The organism is Leucobacter rhizosphaerae (assembly GCF_022919175.1).
In the GTDB taxonomy this organism is placed as follows: domain Bacteria; phylum Actinomycetota; class Actinomycetes; order Actinomycetales; family Microbacteriaceae; genus Leucobacter; species Leucobacter rhizosphaerae.
Window position 1 is genome coordinate 1,579,869 of sequence record NZ_CP095043.1, and the last position, 17,116, is coordinate 1,596,984.

16 protein-coding genes and 1 riboswitch are annotated in these 17,116 nt (G+C 69.8%); of the genes, 7 read left to right on the plus strand and 9 right to left on the minus strand.

Annotated elements, in window-relative coordinates:
- Positions 1–98: 98 nt before the first annotated feature.
- The 5 genes from MUN76_RS07240 to glyA all read right to left on the minus strand — a co-directional run bounded on the left by MUN76_RS07240 (position 99) and on the right by glyA (position 4,632).
- A complete protein-coding gene (locus MUN76_RS07240; protein ID WP_244688437.1) occupies positions 99–1,091 on the minus strand; it encodes an SRPBCC family protein in 993 nt (330 codons plus the stop codon).
- A gap of 25 nt (positions 1,092–1,116) precedes the next feature.
- Positions 1,117–1,467: an ArsR/SmtB family transcription factor gene (locus MUN76_RS07245; RefSeq protein ID WP_244688439.1), complete on the minus strand. Its 351-nt coding sequence runs from the start codon at positions 1,465–1,467 to the stop codon at positions 1,117–1,119.
- A 63-nt stretch (positions 1,468–1,530) separates the two neighbouring features.
- The gene (locus MUN76_RS07250; RefSeq protein WP_244688441.1) at positions 1,531–2,274 is read right to left on the minus strand and encodes a DedA family protein; all 744 of its coding nucleotides are present in this window, start codon (positions 2,272–2,274) and stop codon (positions 1,531–1,533) included.
- Between the two features lie 166 nt (positions 2,275–2,440).
- Positions 2,441–3,352 (minus strand): bifunctional methylenetetrahydrofolate dehydrogenase/methenyltetrahydrofolate cyclohydrolase, encoded by a 912-nt coding sequence (locus MUN76_RS07255; RefSeq protein WP_244688443.1) that lies wholly within the window; start codon positions 3,350–3,352, stop codon positions 2,441–2,443.
- Positions 3,349–4,632 (minus strand): serine hydroxymethyltransferase, encoded by a 1,284-nt coding sequence (glyA, locus tag MUN76_RS07260; protein WP_283248148.1) that lies wholly within the window; start codon positions 4,630–4,632, stop codon positions 3,349–3,351. Before glyA ends, MUN76_RS07255 begins: the two co-directional genes overlap by 4 nt.
- Before the next feature lie 17 nt (positions 4,633–4,649).
- Positions 4,650–4,732: riboswitch (ZMP/ZTP riboswitch) on the minus strand.
- 49 nt (positions 4,733–4,781) lie between these two features.
- Between glyA and purU the strand changes: the two genes are divergently transcribed.
- Positions 4,782–5,681: a formyltetrahydrofolate deformylase gene (gene purU / locus MUN76_RS07265; protein ID WP_429953306.1), complete on the plus strand. Its 900-nt coding sequence runs from the start codon at positions 4,782–4,784 to the stop codon at positions 5,679–5,681.
- Here purU and MUN76_RS07270 read toward each other — a convergent pair.
- Positions 5,668–6,333 carry a TetR/AcrR family transcriptional regulator gene (locus MUN76_RS07270; RefSeq protein ID WP_244688446.1) on the minus strand — a complete coding sequence of 222 codons (666 nt, stop codon included), beginning with the start codon at positions 6,331–6,333 and terminating at the stop codon, positions 5,668–5,670. The two genes, purU and MUN76_RS07270, sit on opposite strands and share 14 nt — an antisense overlap.
- 174 nt (positions 6,334–6,507) lie before the next feature.
- Here MUN76_RS07270 and MUN76_RS07275 point away from each other — a divergent pair, with 174 nt between their 5' ends.
- The gene (locus tag MUN76_RS07275; protein ID WP_244688448.1) at positions 6,508–8,142 is read left to right on the plus strand and encodes an amidohydrolase; all 1,635 of its coding nucleotides are present in this window, start codon (positions 6,508–6,510) and stop codon (positions 8,140–8,142) included.
- Positions 8,143–8,186: 44 nt separating this feature from the next.
- Positions 8,187–9,605 (plus strand): APC family permease, encoded by a 1,419-nt coding sequence (locus MUN76_RS07280; protein WP_244688450.1) that lies wholly within the window; start codon positions 8,187–8,189, stop codon positions 9,603–9,605.
- Between the two features lie 144 nt (positions 9,606–9,749).
- Here MUN76_RS07280 and MUN76_RS07285 read toward each other — a convergent pair whose 3' ends face one another.
- On the minus strand, positions 9,750–10,586 hold the full coding sequence (locus MUN76_RS07285) for a biotin--[acetyl-CoA-carboxylase] ligase (protein ID WP_244688452.1): 837 nt from the start codon (positions 10,584–10,586) through the stop codon (positions 9,750–9,752).
- A 129-nt stretch (positions 10,587–10,715) separates the two neighbouring features.
- On the opposite strand from MUN76_RS07285, the gene MUN76_RS07290 reads away from it, so the two are divergent.
- From MUN76_RS07290 to MUN76_RS07305, 4 genes are all read left to right on the plus strand, one after another.
- Positions 10,716–12,317 (plus strand): acyl-CoA carboxylase subunit beta, encoded by a 1,602-nt coding sequence (locus MUN76_RS07290; RefSeq protein ID WP_244688454.1) that lies wholly within the window; start codon positions 10,716–10,718, stop codon positions 12,315–12,317.
- Positions 12,314–12,610 carry a hypothetical protein gene (locus tag MUN76_RS07295; RefSeq protein WP_244688456.1) on the plus strand — a complete coding sequence of 99 codons (297 nt, stop codon included), beginning with the start codon at positions 12,314–12,316 and terminating at the stop codon, positions 12,608–12,610. The genes MUN76_RS07290 and MUN76_RS07295 overlap by 4 nt, the downstream gene beginning before the upstream one ends.
- A 98-nt stretch (positions 12,611–12,708) precedes the next feature.
- The gene (locus MUN76_RS07300) at positions 12,709–13,401 is read left to right on the plus strand and encodes an NUDIX hydrolase (protein WP_244688458.1); all 693 of its coding nucleotides are present in this window, start codon (positions 12,709–12,711) and stop codon (positions 13,399–13,401) included.
- 293 nt (positions 13,402–13,694) lie between these two features.
- Positions 13,695–14,687 carry a hypothetical protein gene (locus MUN76_RS07305; RefSeq protein WP_244688459.1) on the plus strand — a complete coding sequence of 331 codons (993 nt, stop codon included), beginning with the start codon at positions 13,695–13,697 and terminating at the stop codon, positions 14,685–14,687.
- A gap of 123 nt (positions 14,688–14,810) precedes the next feature.
- Here MUN76_RS07305 and MUN76_RS07310 read toward each other — a convergent pair whose 3' ends face one another.
- Both MUN76_RS07310 and MUN76_RS07315 read right to left on the minus strand, forming a co-directional pair.
- Positions 14,811–15,467, minus strand: a complete 657-nt coding sequence (locus tag MUN76_RS07310) for a class II aldolase/adducin family protein (RefSeq protein WP_244688461.1) — start codon at positions 15,465–15,467, stop codon at positions 14,811–14,813.
- Positions 15,467–17,071, minus strand: coding sequence for a deoxyguanosinetriphosphate triphosphohydrolase family protein (locus MUN76_RS07315; protein ID WP_244688463.1), 1,605 nt, complete (start codon positions 17,069–17,071; stop codon positions 15,467–15,469). Before MUN76_RS07315 ends, MUN76_RS07310 begins: the two co-directional genes overlap by 1 nt.
- Positions 17,072–17,116 lie beyond the last annotated feature (45 nt).

Sequence of the window (17,116 nt, forward strand, 5' to 3'; positions counted from 1 at the left end):
ACCGAGATGCCACCGTCTCACCGAGATGCCATCGCAGCGGCGGCGATACCGTGGCATCTCGGTGAGACGGTGGCATCTCAGCGAGGATCGCGCTGGTCCTACCCGGCGAGCACCTCGGCCTCGAGCCGCGCGAAGCCCGACTCCATGCCGTCGACCATGCCGGTGGCGAGGATCTGCTCCCGGATCTCGGCGTCCGGGTACGTGATCACGTACGCGACGAGTGTCCCGCCCTCGACCGGGGTCAAGGTCAGCTCGTTCAGGGTCTGCGGGCTCTCGAGACCCTCGGGATCCTGCGGCGAGATCATGCGCTCGGTGGTGACGAAGCGCGTCGGCCGCACCGCCTCGACGACCTCGCCGGCGAACCCGAACCGCTCACCCGAGTCGTCGCTCTGCCACTCCGACCGGAGTCGGGCACCGACCTCGGTGCTCACCTCGCAGACCGGCATGCTCCACCCGTCGGGCCCGAGCTGCCAGCGCCGCAGCAGTGCCGGATCGGTGTGCGCCTGCCACACCTGCTCCACGCTGCCCCGGACGATCCGGGAGACGCGGGCCCGCGTGTCGCCGAGGCGCTGCAGTTCGGTGCCCTGCCCGGCAGCGAACGACGTCAGATCTGCGACCACGTCGTCGATCTGCGCCATCGCGGCGCGCATGCCGTCCTCCATGCCCATCTGCTGCAGCTGCTCGAGCTCGGCGAGCGAACCGAAGTGCGTGACGGTCGTGACCCTGGAGCCGAGTGCGGTCTCCACGAAGCTGAACACCATGCGCATCGACGGCAGCTCGGTGTTCGGCGTGCCGTCCTCGCCGGCGAAGCCGTCGCGCACCTCGAACGAATGGGGCGCATCCACTGCCGTCCACTCCCAGTACCCGCCGTGCGCGTCGCCGTCGGGGCCGGTCATCCGGTACTGCGACCGCCCGCCGGGCGCCACGTCGTGGCGGAGGAACGTCGCGGGGTACCCGGGCGGGCCCCAGAAGCGCTCGATCTGGCGCGGGTCCGCGTAGGCGTCCCAGAGGCGCGCGAGCGGCACGGTGAAGTCGGCGATCACGGTGAGCGTCAGTGCCTCGGGATCGGTGTGGACGGCGGTGATGGGCATGAGAGGTCCTCTCGAAGGGGGTGGATCAGGTGTGGGGATCGTCCGGCGTCTCGGCGAACAGCGCGTCGAGCCGGTCGATGCGACCGCGCCAGATCTGCTCGAAGTGCCCGAGCAGGTCCTGGGCGCGTCGAATGGTCTCGGGGTTGCCGTGGATGATGCGCTCCCTCCCGCGCGGGATCCGCGCGACCAGGTCGGCGGCCTCGAGCACGGCGACGTGCTTCTGGACGGCCGCGAACGACATGTCGTAGTCGCGGGCGAGCTCCGAGATCGAGGCGTCCGCGGTGAGTGTGCGACGCACGATGTCGCGCCGCGTGGTGTCGGCAAGCGCCCGGAAGATCCGGTTCGCCTGCTCGTCGAGTTCCTGTTGTGCAACCATTTGGTTGCACATTACGCCGCGCAGTCGCTGGGGTCAACCCCGACGTCAACGATCCGGCGCTGGTTACTCGGTGGCGTCGACGATCGTCGGCGTCTCGACCGCGGATGCTCCGGCCGCGGGCGCGACACCCGCGCGCTTGGCGCGCCAGGACCTGAACGCGCGCCACAGCTCGAAGAGGATCGGGATGCCCGGGATCAGCACGAGCACGATGATGAAAACCTCGCTGTACTGCTGCACGAACGGGATACGGCCCAGGAAGTACCCGATGAGCGTCACGCCCACACCCCACAGGAACGCCCCGACCGCGTTGTACACGATGAACTGGCGGTACCGCATGCGCCCGACGCCGGCGGCGGCGGGCACGAACGCGCGGAAGATCGGGAGGAACCTCGCGATGATGATGGCCTTGGGCCCGTGCTTCTCGAAGAAGGCGTGGGTGCGCTCGACGTTCTCGGGGTTGAAGAGCCGACTCTTCTCGCGCTTGAAGATGGCGGGCCCGAGTCGGCGACCGATCATGAACCCCATCTGATCGCCCGCGAACGCGCAGACGAAGAGCAGGAGGCAGGTGATCCAGATCGGCACGTCGATGATGCCGGTCGCCGAGAAGAGCCCCACGGTGAAGAGCAGCGAGTCGCCCGGAAGGAAGCCGAGCACGAGCACGCCGGTCTCCAGGAACACGAACGCGCAGGCGAGCACGAGAGCGATCCATCCGCCGGCGCTCAACAGCGTCTCGGGGTCGAGCCAATCGATGCCGAAGAGGGCCGGGACCGTCGCGATCGTGGAGAGGGCGGTGGTGGTCAGGGTCACGTCTGGGCTCGGCTTTCGTCGGGATGGTTCGCGGGCACGACGCCTTCCAGTATGCCCGGCTTGCCTGAAAGGCACTCTCCGACACCGAGCGCGCCCGCAGAAACGGACCCCGAATGACGACGATGACCCCGGGGTGCGGCCACCCCGGGGTCATCAAGAACGGAGACTACGCGGCGGCGCGCTCCGCCATCTCCACGACGTTCTTCAGGAGCAGCGCCCGCGTCATCGGGCCGATGCCGCCCGGGTTCGGCGACACCCAGCCGGCGACCGCGGCGACTCCGGGATCGACGTCGCCGACGACACGGCTCTTCCCGGTCTCGGGATCCTCGCGGCGCGAGACCCCCACGTCGAGCACGATCGCCCCCGGCTTCACGTCTTCCGGGCGCACGATGCCCTCGACGCCGGCCGCAGCCACAATCACGTCGGCCCGGCGCAGCTCGGCGCCGAGATCCTGCGTGCCCGTGTGGGTCAGCGTGACCGTCGCGTTGACGTCTCGGCGCGTGAGCAGCGGTCCGATCGGACGACCGACGGTCACCCCGCGGCCGATCACCACCACGTGCTTGCCCGACCACGAGAGCCCATTGCGCTCCACGAGCTCGATCACGCCGCGCGGTGTGCACGGCAGGGGCGAGAGGATCTCGGTCGTCGCGTTCAGCACGAGGCGCCCGAGGTTCGTCGGGTGCAGCCCGTCCGCGTCCTTGGACGGGTCGATCCGCTCGAGGATCCGGTCGGTGTCGATGTGCTTCGGCAGCGGCAGCTGCACGATGTAGCCCGTGCAGGCGGGGTCCGCGTTCAGCTCGTCGAGGACGGCCTCCAGCTCCTCCTGCGTCACTGTCTCCGGCAGCTCGCGCTTGATCGACGTGATGCCGACCTGGGCGCAGTCGCGGTGCTTGCCCGCGACGTACCACTGCGATCCCGGATCGGTACCGACCAGCACGGTCGCGAGGCCCGGGACCACACCGCGGGCCGCCAGCGCGGCGACGCGCTCCGACAGCTCGAGTTTGATCGCCGCCGCGGCGGCGGTGCCGTCGAGGATCCGTGCGGACGACGCGTCAGCGGCCTCCGACACGGGGCTCACCACTCTTCGAGGCCGGGGTAGAGCGGGAACGCATCCGCCAGCGCCGTCACGCGCGCGGAGAGGGCCTCGAGATCGCCGGCCTGCTGGAGCGTCAGCGCGATGATGTCGGCCACCTCGGCGAACTCGACGTCGCCGAAGCCACGGGTCGCGAGCGCCGGGGTGCCGATGCGGAGACCGCTCGTCACCATCGGCGGGCGGGGATCGAACGGCACCGCGTTGCGGTTCACCGTGATGCCCACGGCGTGCAGCGCGTCCTCGGCCTGCTGGCCGTCGAGCGGCGAGTGGCGCAGATCGGCGAGCACCAGGTGCACATCGGTGCCTCCGGTGAGCACGTCGACACCAGCCGCCTTCGAGGCCTCGGTGGTGAGCGCGTCGGCGACCAGGCGTGCACCCGACAGCGTGCGCTGCTGGCGATCCTTGAACTCGTCCGTCGCAGCGAGCTTGAAGGCGGTGGCCTTCGCGGCGATCACGTGCATGAGCGGGCCGCCCTGCTGCCCCGGGAAGACGTTCGAGTTGAGCTTCTTGTAGAGGTCCAGATCATCGGTGAGGATGAAGCCGGAGCGGGGGCCGCCGATCGTCTTGTGGACGGTCGAGGAGGTGACGTGCGCGTGCGGCACGGGGCTCGGGTACAGGCCCGCGGCGACGAGACCCGCGAAGTGCGCCATGTCGACCCAGAGCGTCGCACCGACCTCGTCCGCGATCGCGCGGAACGCGGCGAAGTCGAGCGTGCGGGGGTACGCCGACCAGCCGGCGATGATGACCTTGGGCTTGTGCTCGAGGGCCTTCTGACGCACGACCTCCATGTCGATCAGGAAGGTCTCGGGATCGACGCCGTAGTGCACGACGTTGTAGAGCTTGCCGGAGAAGTTGAGCTTCATGCCGTGGGTGAGGTGCCCACCGTGCGAGAGCTCGAGGCCGAGGATCGTGTCGCCGGGCTCGGCGATCGCGGAGAGCACGGCGGCGTTCGCGGACGCGCCGGAGTGCGGCTGGACGTTGGCGTACTTGGCGCCGAACAGGCTCTTCGCGCGCTCGCGGGCCAGGTCCTCGGCCACGTCGACGAACTCGCAGCCGCCGTAGTAGCGGCGCCCGGGGTAGCCCTCGGCGTACTTGTTCGTGAGCACGGAGCCCTGAGACTCGAGCACGGCGCGCGGCACGAAGTTCTCGCTCGCGATCATCTCGAGCGTCGAACGCTGGCGATTGAGCTCGTTCTGGAGCACCGCGGCGATCTCGGGATCGACGACCTCGAGCGGCTCGTTGAAGAATTCGGACTGGGTTGACATAGACATTCCTCCATGAACTTTGCGACCCAGGCGAGCGGCCTAAAACACGAGTGTCGTTCCCCGATGGTGTCCCATCTGCACGCCAGTCACGACGCCCACCATCCTAGCAAGCGCCGGGCCCCCGGGTCACCCGTCGCCATCCACTACCCTTGTACCTCGTGAACACGATTGCCGCGCTCCCCGCCACCGACGACACCCAGTGGGTCCTGACGCTCTCCTGCATCGACGGTCCCGGGATCGTGCACGCCATCAGCGGCGCGGTGGTCGCGGCGGGTGGCAACATCGCCGAGAGCCAGCAGTTCGCGAGCGCCGACACCGGCCGGTTCTTCATGCGGCTCCAGGTCGAGGCCATCGCGCAGCCCGAGTCGTTCCAGGAGCGCTTCACCGGTTCTCTCGCCCCCGTCACCGAGCGCTATCACATGACCTGGCGCCTCGACACGGTCGGCCGCCCGGTGCGCACGCTGATCCTCGGCTCGACCGCAACGCATTGCGTGAACGACCTGCTCTACCGCCGCCGCGGCGGCCAGCTCCCCATCGAGGTCCCGCTTGTGCTGTCGAACCACGACACCATGCGCGACATCGCCGAGTTCTACGATGTCCCCTTCGAGCACCGCGCGATCGCCGGCCCGGAAGACAAGGCTGCCTTCGAGGCGCGCGTGCTCGAGGCTGTCGAGGAGCTCGACATCGAGCTCGTGGTGCTCGCCCGCTACATGCAGATCCTCTCCCCCGAACTGTGCGAGGCGCTCGCGGGCAAGGCGATCAACATCCACCACTCTTTCCTGCCCGGGTTCAAGGGGGCGAACCCCTACAAGCAGGCGCACCAGCGCGGCGTGAAGCTCATCGGTGCGACCGCACACTTCGTCACCACCGACCTCGACGAGGGCCCGATCATCGAGCAGGACGTCACTCGAGTCGACCACTCCTACTCACCGCGCGAGCTCGTGCAGCTCGGACAGGACGAGGAGGCGCGGGTGCTGCGCCGGGCCGTGAACTGGTTCGCGGAGAACCGGATCCTGGCCGACGGCGACCGCACCATCATCTTCCGCTGATCAGTTCGGCGCGGAGGCCCGCCACGATCGCGTCGATCCCGATCCGGTAGGCCTCGTCGGCGGGCCCGCCGCCCGCCGCGGCGAGCGCGCGCTTGCGGGCCGCGAACGCGCCGGAGAACTCGCGCACGTCGTCGCGCGGTCCGGGATCGAGCATGTCGGGATCCGCGGCCGCGTCGAGCGCGGCCCCGAGCAGGAACGCCTCGATCGCCACGATCACGGCGAGGGCGCGTTCCTCCGGCCAGCCGGCGCGTACGAGTGCGCGCACCACGGCGTCGTACATGAGGCTCGTCCGCGAGTCGGGGGTGAGCGGTGTCGTCGCGAGGAGCGCGATCGTCGGCGGGTGCGCGGCGAACGCCGCGCGATACGAGTCGGCCCAGCGGATGAGCGCCTCGTCCCACGGCAGCTCCTCGAAGCAGTCGACGTCGATCCGATCGCTGATGAGCTCGCGGATGCCGCCAATCAGATCCTCGCGCCCCGCGACGTGGTTGTAGAGCGCCGACGGACGCACCCCCAGTTCGCGGGCGACCTCGCGCATGCCCGCACCGGCCTCGCCGCGCTCATCGAGGAGTCGCAGCGCGGTGTCGAGAATCAGCTCGCGAGAAAGCAGCGGCGTGCGCGGTCGTCCCGCACGCCGTCGCCCCTGCTCCTCCATGAGCACTGACTGTACCGTGTCGCGCTGGCCCGCGTCGGGCGGGGCCGCGGGCCCAGACCACTTTCTCCGAGCAAAACGGGCCACTCGCGACGATTTCGTATTATCCTCGTCTATCGGGTGTAAAACGAACCCTGTTCATTTACTAGTTCGTCCGCACGAGCATGGAGGCTTTGCATGGGCATCACGGTATTCACCGGCGGCACGATCCTCGTCGATCCCGCCCCCGGAGCCACCCCGATCACGAGTGACGCCCTCGCGGTGCGCGACGGTGCGGTGGTTGCGCTCGGCACCGAGGCCGCGTCGCTCGCCGCGGATCCGACCGCCGAGGTCGTCGACCTCGCCGGCGGCACCCTGGCGCCCGCGGTTGGCGACGGGCACGCGCATCCGATGCTCGGCGGGGTCGAGGCTCTCGGCCCCGCGATCCGGCAGGCCGAGGATCTCCCCGGGATCCTCGCGGCCGTCGCCGCCTGGCGCGAGGCGCACCCTGACGCGCCCTGGATCGTCGGCGGCAGCTATGACGCCACGTTCACGGACGAGGGTCTGTTCGATGCCCGCTGGCTCGACGAGGTCACGGGCGACACCCCCACGATCCTGCGCGCGTGGGACTACCATACCGCCTGGGTCAACAGCGCAGCGCTGGCCGCCGGCGGCATCACGGCCGACACCGAGGACCCCGCGCTCGGGCGCATCGTCCGTCGTGCGGACGGCTCCCCGCTCGGCACGCTCCAGGAAGCCGCGGCGAACGACTTCCTCGCCGAGGTCGTGCCGCCCTTCACCCTCGAGCAGCGGATCGACGCGCTCGATCGCGCGACCCGCGCCTACGCCGCGCAGGGCACCACGTGGGTGCAGGACGCCTGGGTCGAGCCGAGCGACATCGAGGTCTACGTCGCCGCCGTCGCGCAGGATCGCCTGCACACGCGCGTCAACCTGGCCCAGCGGGCCGATCCCGCGCGCTGGCGCGAGCAGGTCGCGTCGTTCGTCGCCACGCGTGCCGCGGTGCGCGAGCTCGGTGCGGAGCGGCTCAGCGCCGAGACGGTGAAGTTCTTCGTCGACGGGGTGATCGAGAGCCACACCGCGGCCATGATCGACCCGTACGCGGATCGCCCCGACGAGCGCGGGCTGCCGAACTGGACCGCCGAGGAGCTCACCGAGGCCGCCATCGCGTTCGACGCCGAGGGCTTCCAGCTCCACCTCCACGCGATCGGAGACGCGGCGAACCGCAGCGCGCTCGACGCCATCGAGGCCGCGACCCGCTCGGGGGCGCCCCGCGACCGGCACCACGTCATCGCCCACGTCGCCGTGCTCGATCCCGCCGACGTCGCGCGCTTCGCCGAGCTCGACGTCATCGCCAACTTCGAGCCGTACTGGGCCCAGTGCGACGCCGTGATGCGCGACCTCACGATCCCGCACCTCGGCGAGCCGCGCGACACGTGGCAGTACCTCATCGGATCCGTGCAGCGCAGCGGCGCCACCGTGTCGTTCGGCAGCGACTGGCCGGTGACCACCATCGACTGGCGGCCGGCGCTTGCGACCGGCATCACCCGGCACAGCCACACGGACGCCGACGCCGAGGCCTGGCTGCCCGAGGAGCGCGTCGATCCCGCGACCGCGTTCGCCGCGTACACCCAGGGCATCGCCCGCCAGGCGCTCGTCACCGACCGCGGCACGCTCGCGGTCGGCATGGTCGCCGACGCCGTCTGGCTGTCGGCGAACCCGCTCGACATCGCACCCGAGGCGATCGCCGACGTCAGCGTGCACGGGACCTGGCTCGCCGGCATCCGCACCTTCGACCACCGCGCTGCTTCGTAACCCCCGACCAGCGATCACCCCTCACCCCGTTCAAAGGAGAAATCGTGAGCGATTCGTCTCAACCCCGATTGAAGAGGACTCTCGGCCTGACCGGCCTGACCCTCTTCGGCGTCACCTACATGACCGTCATCACGGTCTTCACGACGTACGGCATCGTGAACCAGGTCACCGACGGGCACCTGCCCGCCGCCTACATCGTCGCGGTCGTCGCGATGCTCTTCACCGCGGCCAGCTACGGCGCCATGGTGCGGCGGTACCCGGTTGCGGGGTCTGCCTATACCTACTCGCAGCAGTCCTTCGGCGGCGCCGCGGGCTTCCTGACCGGCTGGGTCATGCTGCTCGACTACCTCTTCATCCCGATGATCAACTTCATGCTGATCGGGATCTACTTGAACACGCAGTTCCCGGACATCCCCGTGTGGGCGTTCACACTCGCCGCGCTGCTCCTCGTGCTGCTGTTCAACATCCTCGGCATCACGCTGGTCAGCAAGCTGAACATGGCGATCATCGGCCTCTCGGTGATCCTCGTCGTCGTCTTCGTGGCGCTCTCCTTCAAGACCGCGTTCGGCGGCGACGCCTCCGTCAGCCTCATCGAGCCCTTCACCTTCGGTGAGGGCGGCATCGGCGCCATCGCGTCGGGCGCCGCGATCCTCGCGCTGTCGTTCCTCGGCTTCGACGCCGTGTCCACGCTCTCCGAGGAGGCGAAGAACCCGCGCAAGGACATCCCCCGCGCCATCGTGCTCTCGACCCTCGTCGGCGGTCTGCTCTTCATCATCGTGTCGTGGGCCGGGTCGCTCGCGTTCCAGCCGGACTGGGCGAGCCTCAGCCAGGCCGAGGTCGACGCCGCCGGTACGACGGTCATGGACAGCTTCGGTGTGCCGTGGATGACCTCGTTCTTCGTCGCGGTGTACGTTGTCGGCGCGTTCGGCTCGGGCATGACCGGCCAGGTCTCCGTGTCGCGCATCCTGTACGCGATGGGCCGCGACGGCATGCTGCCGAAGCCGCTGTCGCGTCTGCACCAGCGCTTCGGCACGCCCATCGTCGCCGCCATCACGGTGTCGGTGTTCGCGCTCTCCGCGCTGTTCCTGTCGCTCGACACGGTCGCCTTCATGATCAGCTTCGGCGCGCTCGCCGCGTTCGCGATGGTCAACCTGTCGGTGATCCGCACGTACATCTTCCCGAAGGGCGGCCGGCGCGAGCCGCTGGGCGCGCGCAGCATCATCGTCCACCTCATCTTCCCGCTCATCGGCTTCGCGCTGACGATCTGGCTCTGGACGTCGCTGCAGCCCACGACCTGGATCGTCGGCGCCATCTGGCTGGCGGTCGGCGTGGTGATCATCGCGATCGTCACGGGCGGATTCAAGCGCCCCGTGCCGAAGATGGACTTTTCGGAGCAGGATCCCACCACGGAGCAGATCGACCAGCTCGGCGAGGACTTCCCGTTCGAGGGCACCCGCCGCTAGCTCGGCCGCTCCGGGCACCACCCCAGTTGCGGGGTCACTTTGGAGGAGTGTTGCGCAGGCGACACCCCGCGAAAGTGACCCCGCAACTGTTGGTTCGAGGTCGAGTGCGTGGGGAGGTCAGGAGCCGGGCGGCCACGCGCGGGATCACCGCAGGTGCTGGACGTCTCCCGCCGACACCGTCAGCTCCCCGCCCGTCGGCAGATCGACGACGAGCGCTCCGTCCGACCCGAGCTCGCGAGCCCGACCGTCGACGATGCGCTCGTCGGGCAGGTGCACCCGCACCTCGCTGCCGAGGGTCAGCGAGTGCCGCGCGACCCGGATCCGCACCGCGGCCGGGTCGTCCGCGGCGAGCGCCACGAGCCGCAGCAGCTCAGCGGCGATGTCGTGCAGCACCCGGTCCGCCAGATCCTGACCCTCGGCGTCGGCGAGCGACTCGGCGCGCCCCACGTCGGCGCCCGCGGCCAGGAGCGACGTCGCCCGGTCCGTCGGCAGCTCCCACTCGGGGATGAGCAGGTTGAGCCCCATCCCCACCACGATCGATCCACCGGGCAGCATCTCGCACAGGATCCCGCAGAGCTTCTTGCCCGGGTTCCCCTCCTCGGCGTCGGCCTCCGTACGCACGTGCACGTCGTTCGGCCACTTGACGCCGACGCGCCGCCCCTCTCCGAAGAGCGGCTGCAGCGCGCGCACGACGGCCGACCCCGCGATCAGCGGCAGCCAGCTCGCCGGCAGCGATGCCGGATCCCCCGCCCCGAATCCCCGGATCAGGAACGACGCCGCCACTGCCGTGTCGGGCGGCATCACCCACCCCCGCCCCAGTCGGCCGCGCCCCGCCGGCTGGTCTGCCGTGGCGAGGAGCGTGCCGTGCGGTGCGGCCTCCACTCCCTGCACGGCGAGCTCCCGCAGTTCGAGGTTGGTCGATGGAGAGCTCTCCCGCCAGATCACCCGGGGGAGGATCGCGCGGGTCCGGGTCAGTTCCATGCTTCCGAGCGTACCGCTCGCTCCCTGTGCCCCGATGCCTCGACGCTGTAGGGATTCGCACAAGGATTTCGGAATCCGTTGGAGGAGAACTCCGGCGAATGGCATGGGCCCCGCGCTAGGCTGGCTTCCGTGACTGCAGACAACACCTCTGAGCCCGACCTCACGACGACGGCCGGCCGCATCGCCGACCACCGCCGGAAGTACCAGGAGGCCGTGGGTGATCGTGACGCCGCAGCCGCCGCGAAGCAGCACCCGCGCGGCAAGATGACGGCGCGCGAGCGGATCACCGCGCTGCTGGATCCGGGATCCTTCGTCGAGTTCGACAAGTACGTCAAGCACCGCACGCAGGGCTTCGGTATGGAGCACAGCCGCCCGTTCGGCGACGCGGTCGTCACCGGTGCCGGCACGATCCATGGCCGCCAGGTCGTCGTGTACGCTCAGGACTTCACCACCTTCGGCGGGTCGCTCGGCGAGGTCGCCGGCGAGAAGATCGTCAAGGCGATGGAGTTCGCGCTGAAGACCGGCGCGCCGATCCTCGGCATTCTGGACTCGGGCGGGGCGCGGATCCAGGAGGGTGTGGTCGCGCTCTCGAACTACGCCAAGATCTTCCGTCTGAACACGATGTGCTCCGGCGTGATCCCGCAGATCTCGCTGGTCATGGGGCCGTCCGCGGGCGGCGCGGTGTACTCCCCGGCGCTCACCGACTTCGTGATCATGGTCGACCAGACGAGCCACATGTTCGTCACCGGCCCCGACGTCATCAAGACGGTCACCGGCGAGGAGGTCGGCTTCGAGGAGCTCGGCGGCGCGCTCACCCACAACAAGACCAGCGGCGTCTCGCACTACCTCGCGAGCGACGAGCTCGACGCGCTCGATTACGCCCGTGCGCTCATCAGCTTCCTCCCCGACAACAACCTCGCCGAGCTGCCCGTCTACGACAGCGACACGGCGCTCGAGATCACCGCGGGCGACCGGCGTCTGAACACGCTGATCCCGGACAGCCCGAATCAGCCGTACGACATGAAGGTCGTCATCGAGGCGATCCTCGACGGCGGCGACTTCCTCGAGGTGCAGCCGCTCTTCGCGCCGAACATGCTCATCGGCTTCGGCCGGGTCGAGGGCCGCACCGTCGGCATCATCGCGAACCAGCCGAACCAGATGGCCGGCACGCTGAACATCGACGCGAGCGAAAAGGCCGCGCGCTTCGTGCGGTTCTGCGACGCGTTCTCGATCCCGATCCTGACGCTCGTCGACGTGCCCGGCTACCTGCCCGGCACCGACCAGGAGTTCCAAGGCGTCATCCGTCGCGGCGCGAAGCTGCTGTACGCGTACGCCGAGGCGACCGTGCCCCTCGTTACGATCATCACCCGCAAGGCCTACGGCGGCGCGTACATCGTGATGGGGTCGAAGCAGATGGGCGCCGACTTCAACATCGCGTGGCCCACGGCCGAGATCGCCGTGATGGGCGGCGCCGGCGCCGTGAACATCCTGTACCGCAAGGAGCTCGCCGCGGCTGCGGCCGCCGGGGAGGACGTCGAGGCGCTGCGCGCGGAGCTCACCGCGAAGTACACCGCAGACGTCACGAGCCCGTTCCTCGCCGCCGAGCGCGGCGAGCTCGACAACGTGCTCGAGCCCGCCGGCAGCCGCCTCGCCGTGATCAAGGCGCTCCGCGGTCTCCGCGGCAAGCGCACCGAGCAGCCGGCCAAGAAGCACGGCAACATCCCGCTGTGAGCGAGTCGACTCCCATGGACGCCCTCTCTGCATCGTCGCTCCCGCCGGACGCCGCCGAGCGCGACGCGGCGCGGCGCGGCGGTGCGTCCGAAGCGGACCAGGCGATCGTCGGCGACGACATCCACTTCGTGACGGCGCAGGTCTCGGACGAGGAGCGCGCCGCGGTGATCGCGGTGCTGACCCGCGTGCGGGCCGAGGAGACGCAGCAGGTGAAGCGGGTCGCCCGTCGGGACCGCGAGCCATGGGCCCGATCGCAGCGGGTGCCCGAGGGGATCGGCGAGCTGCTCGGCTGAGTTCGGCTCGGCTGGGCCCGGCTGGGCCCGGTTCGTCTGCCGCGCACTGCGGCTCGCCCGCATGACGCTCGGCTGCCGGCCCCGATAGGCTGGCTGCCATGTCAGGCTCGGTCACTCAGGCGCAGGAGCAGCTTCGCGCGCTCCTGCAGCGGGGCATCACCCTCGACATCGCCGCCCAGGGCGGCCTCGGCGACACCCCGGTGCGCCGATCCTCCGTGCTCATCCTCTTCGGGGCGCTCGATCGCACCCCCGCGGTCGATGCCCGCTCGGTCCAGACGATCCCGCCCGAGCTCGACGTGCTCCTCACCATGCGCGCGGCAGGAATGCGGCATCACGCCGGCCAGATCGCCTTCCCTGGTGGGGGCGCGGAGCCGGAGGACGCCGATGTCGCCGCGACCGCGCTTCGCGAGGCGACCGAGGAGACCGGGCTCGATGCGAGCGGGGTCGAGGTGCTCGGCGCATTGCCGGAGGTGCACATCCCGGTGAGCAACAACCTCGTCACCCCGGTCGTCGGCTGGTGGACCCTTCCGAGCGAGATCGCCGCAGACTCCGTCGAGTCGGTCGAGGTGTTCCGGGCGCCGGTCGCGGAGCTGCTGGATCCGTCCGCGCGCGGCACGTCGGTGCTGGATCGGGGCGGGATGCACTTCCGCGGCCCGGCGTTCCGGCTCGGACCCCGCTTCGGCGGTCAGGTCGTCTGGGGCTTCACCGGGATCCTGCTCGCGACACTCTTCGACGAGCTGGGGTGGGCCGTGCCCTGGGACGCGTCGCGGGAGTTCCCCGTGCGGCCGTAGTCGGGCCACCCCGATTCCCTCGCCGCCGCTCGCCTCGCCTCGCCACCCTTCCCCGCCCACGCCGCGGCTCCCCCTCCCCCCCCCGTTTCGCCGAACGCCTCCTTTCACGCCGAGCGCTACCCACATGCGCGCGCACTTCGCAGGGTCTCGGCGAGGTGAGAGGGGCTCGAGGTACCTGGCCGCGCGGGTCGCATCTGCAGAGGCATCCGCTCACAGCGGCGTGTCAGGGCCCATCGATCCACATGGAACCGGTTCGGGCTCCGTTCCGCACGCGTTTGGGCTTCACTCGAACGATGACCCCCGATCACATCGACACCGTCGCGCAGCACATCAGAACGATCGATGCGTATCTGCGCGAGGGCGTTTCCCGCCGTGACATCGCTCGGCGACTCCGCGCGAAGACGTGGCGTCGGGTCGGGAAAGGAGGAGTCGTGCCGACCTCCGTCTGGGATCAGTGGTTCCCCCACCAGCGTCATCTTGCACGGGTGATCGTCGCTTCGCGAGAAACTCGAAGTCGACCCGTGTTCTCCCATCAGTCGGCAGCGGCACTGCTCGGGAGTCCGATCTGGCAGTTCGAAGATGCTGCTCCACACATCATTTCCTCCTCCGCGCACGGCCGCACCCCGACGCTGGTAAGGCACCAGTTCGCAGTGGACGAATGCGATGTCACGGAGATCCACGGGTTTCGGTGCACGGCGCCGGAGAGGACCCTGGTCGACCTCTCAACGACGCACACCCGCCCCGAACAACTCCTCACGTTCGCGGATTCGATTCTCGCCCGACACGCACGACGCGAACGACGGGTCGATCGTGAGGCGACGGAACTGTGGCGCTTGGCAATGGAGAAGCGCCTCCGCGCCGCCCGCGGGCAACGAGGCGTGAGACTCCTTCGAAGCGTCGTCAGCTTCGCGGACGCGCGATCCGATTCGCCACTCGAAAGCACCAGCCGTTGGCGGTTCCACGAGTTCGGTATTGCCGTGGAACCCCAATATGCCGTGCCGTCGCCTCGCGGCGTGTGCTACTTCGTCGATTTCCATCTCTCTGGACGTGCAATCTTCGGCGAGTGCGATGGGCGGAGCAAGTATCTGGACCCGAACCTTCGAGGAGGTCTGAGCCCCGGCGAAGCCATGCTCGAGGAGAAGCGTCGCGAGGACTGGATCACCGCGACCACCGGCAACCGATTCATCAGGTGGGGCGTCCCAGAAGTCTCGACGCCAAAACGCTTCGGCGAGATGCTGCACGCCTTTCGTATCCCACTCGATCCGCCGGGGCGCCGACTCTGGTGATGGACGATACGTGCGTCGAACGTCTCCTTTCTCGCCGAGCGCCTCCGAAGTGTGCGCGCAGATCAGGGGCGTTCGGTGGAGGGGTTGCGGGCCAGCGGCGCGGCGGCACTCACGGCGCCTCGCCTACGCGTGGGTCGCGGTGTCGTCCGGGAAGACCGTGTCCAAGTCGCCCAGCTGCAGCGCGAGCGCCGTCGCCTGCGCCGCGTCCTCGAGGTTGAGCGCACGGCGGTACGCCATCTGCACATCACCGGCCACGACCGAGCATCCGTGGTGCTGCATCACGACGCAGTCGTGATCGCGAAGCGCCTCTGCGGCGGTGTCGGCGAGTTCATCGGTGCCGTTGTGGAAGAACGGGGTCACCGCGATCTCGCCCAGGTAATAGGCGTGATCGAGCGTGAGGCGCCGGATCGGCCGCCCGAGACTCGCCAGCACCACGGCGGTGCGCGGGTGCAGGTGCAGCACGCACTCGGCGTCGGGACGCGCGCGGTAGGCGCGGTGGTGCAGCTTCCATTCGCTCGATGGTTCCGGCCCGACATCGACCGGCGCACCGGTCTCGTCGTCGTCCAGGGTCAGGAGCGCAAAGCTCTCGGGGGTGAGACGATCCAGCCAGCTGCCCTTTGCCGTCACCAGGAACTCGCGCTCGGAGACCCGGACCGACAGGTTGCCGGCGCTCGCGAGCACGAGCCCGCGGCCCACCGCGTCGCGCCCGACGGCGATGAGCTCGTCGACGAGGCGTCCGCGATCCCGCGTCCCGCGATCCCGAATCCGTGTGCCACTCATCAATGATCTCCCCCGCTGAGCGCTCGATACGTCGTGATGGCCTGCTGATCGCTGAACGAGGAGACGTAGTCGAGGATCGCCCGCGTGCGCCCCTGCCGCACGAGACCCGCGTCGCTGACATCGCCGCTCAGCAGCTCCGGACGGTCGCGGCGCAGTTCAAAGGTCGCCTCGGTCGCCTCGTCGATCCACTCGACCAGGCGGCGCGGCGCGCGCACCGCGTCGGCGGGATCATCGAGCCACTCCTCGAACCCGAGCGCGAGCCCGGCCACGATGCGGGCGCGACCCCGCTGCGGCTGCCCGAGCTCGGGACGCTCCAGCACGAAATGTGCGTGCACGAACTTCAGCACCATCACCTCGTGCCAGGCCTGCTGGTTCAGTCGCACGTGCCCGCTCCGTACGTGCGGGTGCGCCTCGACCACGATCGAGGTGCGGAGGTGCTCGATCCATCGCCGCGTGAACCCCGACACGGCGCGCTCGCTCTCGATCCCGCCGTCGTAGGGCACCGCGAGCAGCGCATCGCCGATCTCGTCGCTCACCCGCTGCACCGCCGCCGCGAAGGCGTCGCGGTCCGCGATCCAGCCGTCCTTGAGCCGGAGGCGACGCCACAGCAGCTCGAGCGCGCAGCCGGGAGCGAGCCACCGGGTCGCCGGATCCGGCAGGGACATCTCGGCGAACTCCGCGGCACCGTCGAGCCAGGCCCGGAACTCCCCGGAGACGGCCGCCTGCTGCAGCACCCCCGCGCGGGTGAAGTCGTCGAGGTCGTGCACCGCGTACGCGATGTCGTCGGCGAGGTCCATCACGGCGCACTCCACCGTCTGCACACCGCGGCCGATGTTCGGGAACGCGGCGAGCGCCTCCGCCATCTCCGGGGCGTCGAGCGCGTAGGCGGAGAACTTCTCGGCGCCGCCCACAACATCGTCGCCCACCCCGCGCGGCCGCTCGGTCACGGAGATCTCGTCGAGGCTCGTGCCGATCCACTCGGCCCGGGTCCACGGGTACTTCAGCGTCGCCGCGCGCACCGCGGCGGTGAGGTTCAGGCCCGGGAAATCGCGTCCGAGCGTATCCAGCTGCGTCACGATCCGGAACGTCTGCGCGTTGCCCTCGAACCCCTCCGCGAGCCCCAACCGCTCGCGCGCGACTCGGTCGAGCACCCGCTCGCCGAGGTGCCCGAACGGCGGGTGACCGAGGTCGTGGGCGTGCGCGGCGGCCTGGACGACGATGGTGTCGCAGCCGCCGAGCCGAGTGACGATGGCTCCCACGGCGTCGTCCTCGCTCCGCTCGCCCCGCGCGAACTCGGCGTGCCGCGTCGCGTGCCCCGCGAGCTGCGACGCGATTACGCGGGCGACCGCACTGACCTTCAGGGAGTGCGTGAGCCGGTTGTGCATGACGGGCCCCACGCCGGAGCGCGGCACCACCTGGGTGACATCCGAGAGTCGCGCGAAGTACGAGGAGAAGCGGAGGCGCTCGAGGTCGATGCGAAACGCCTGCGGATCCCGCGGCGGCACCGTGCCCGACGACTCGAGGTCGAGATCCGGGTCGCCCGCGGCCGCCGAGCGGTGCTGGGAGACCTCTCGCTCCGCATAGCGCCGGGACTCCCGGGTCACCCGCGTCTCACTCCCCACGCCGCACCGCACTCGTCCCCGCATCAC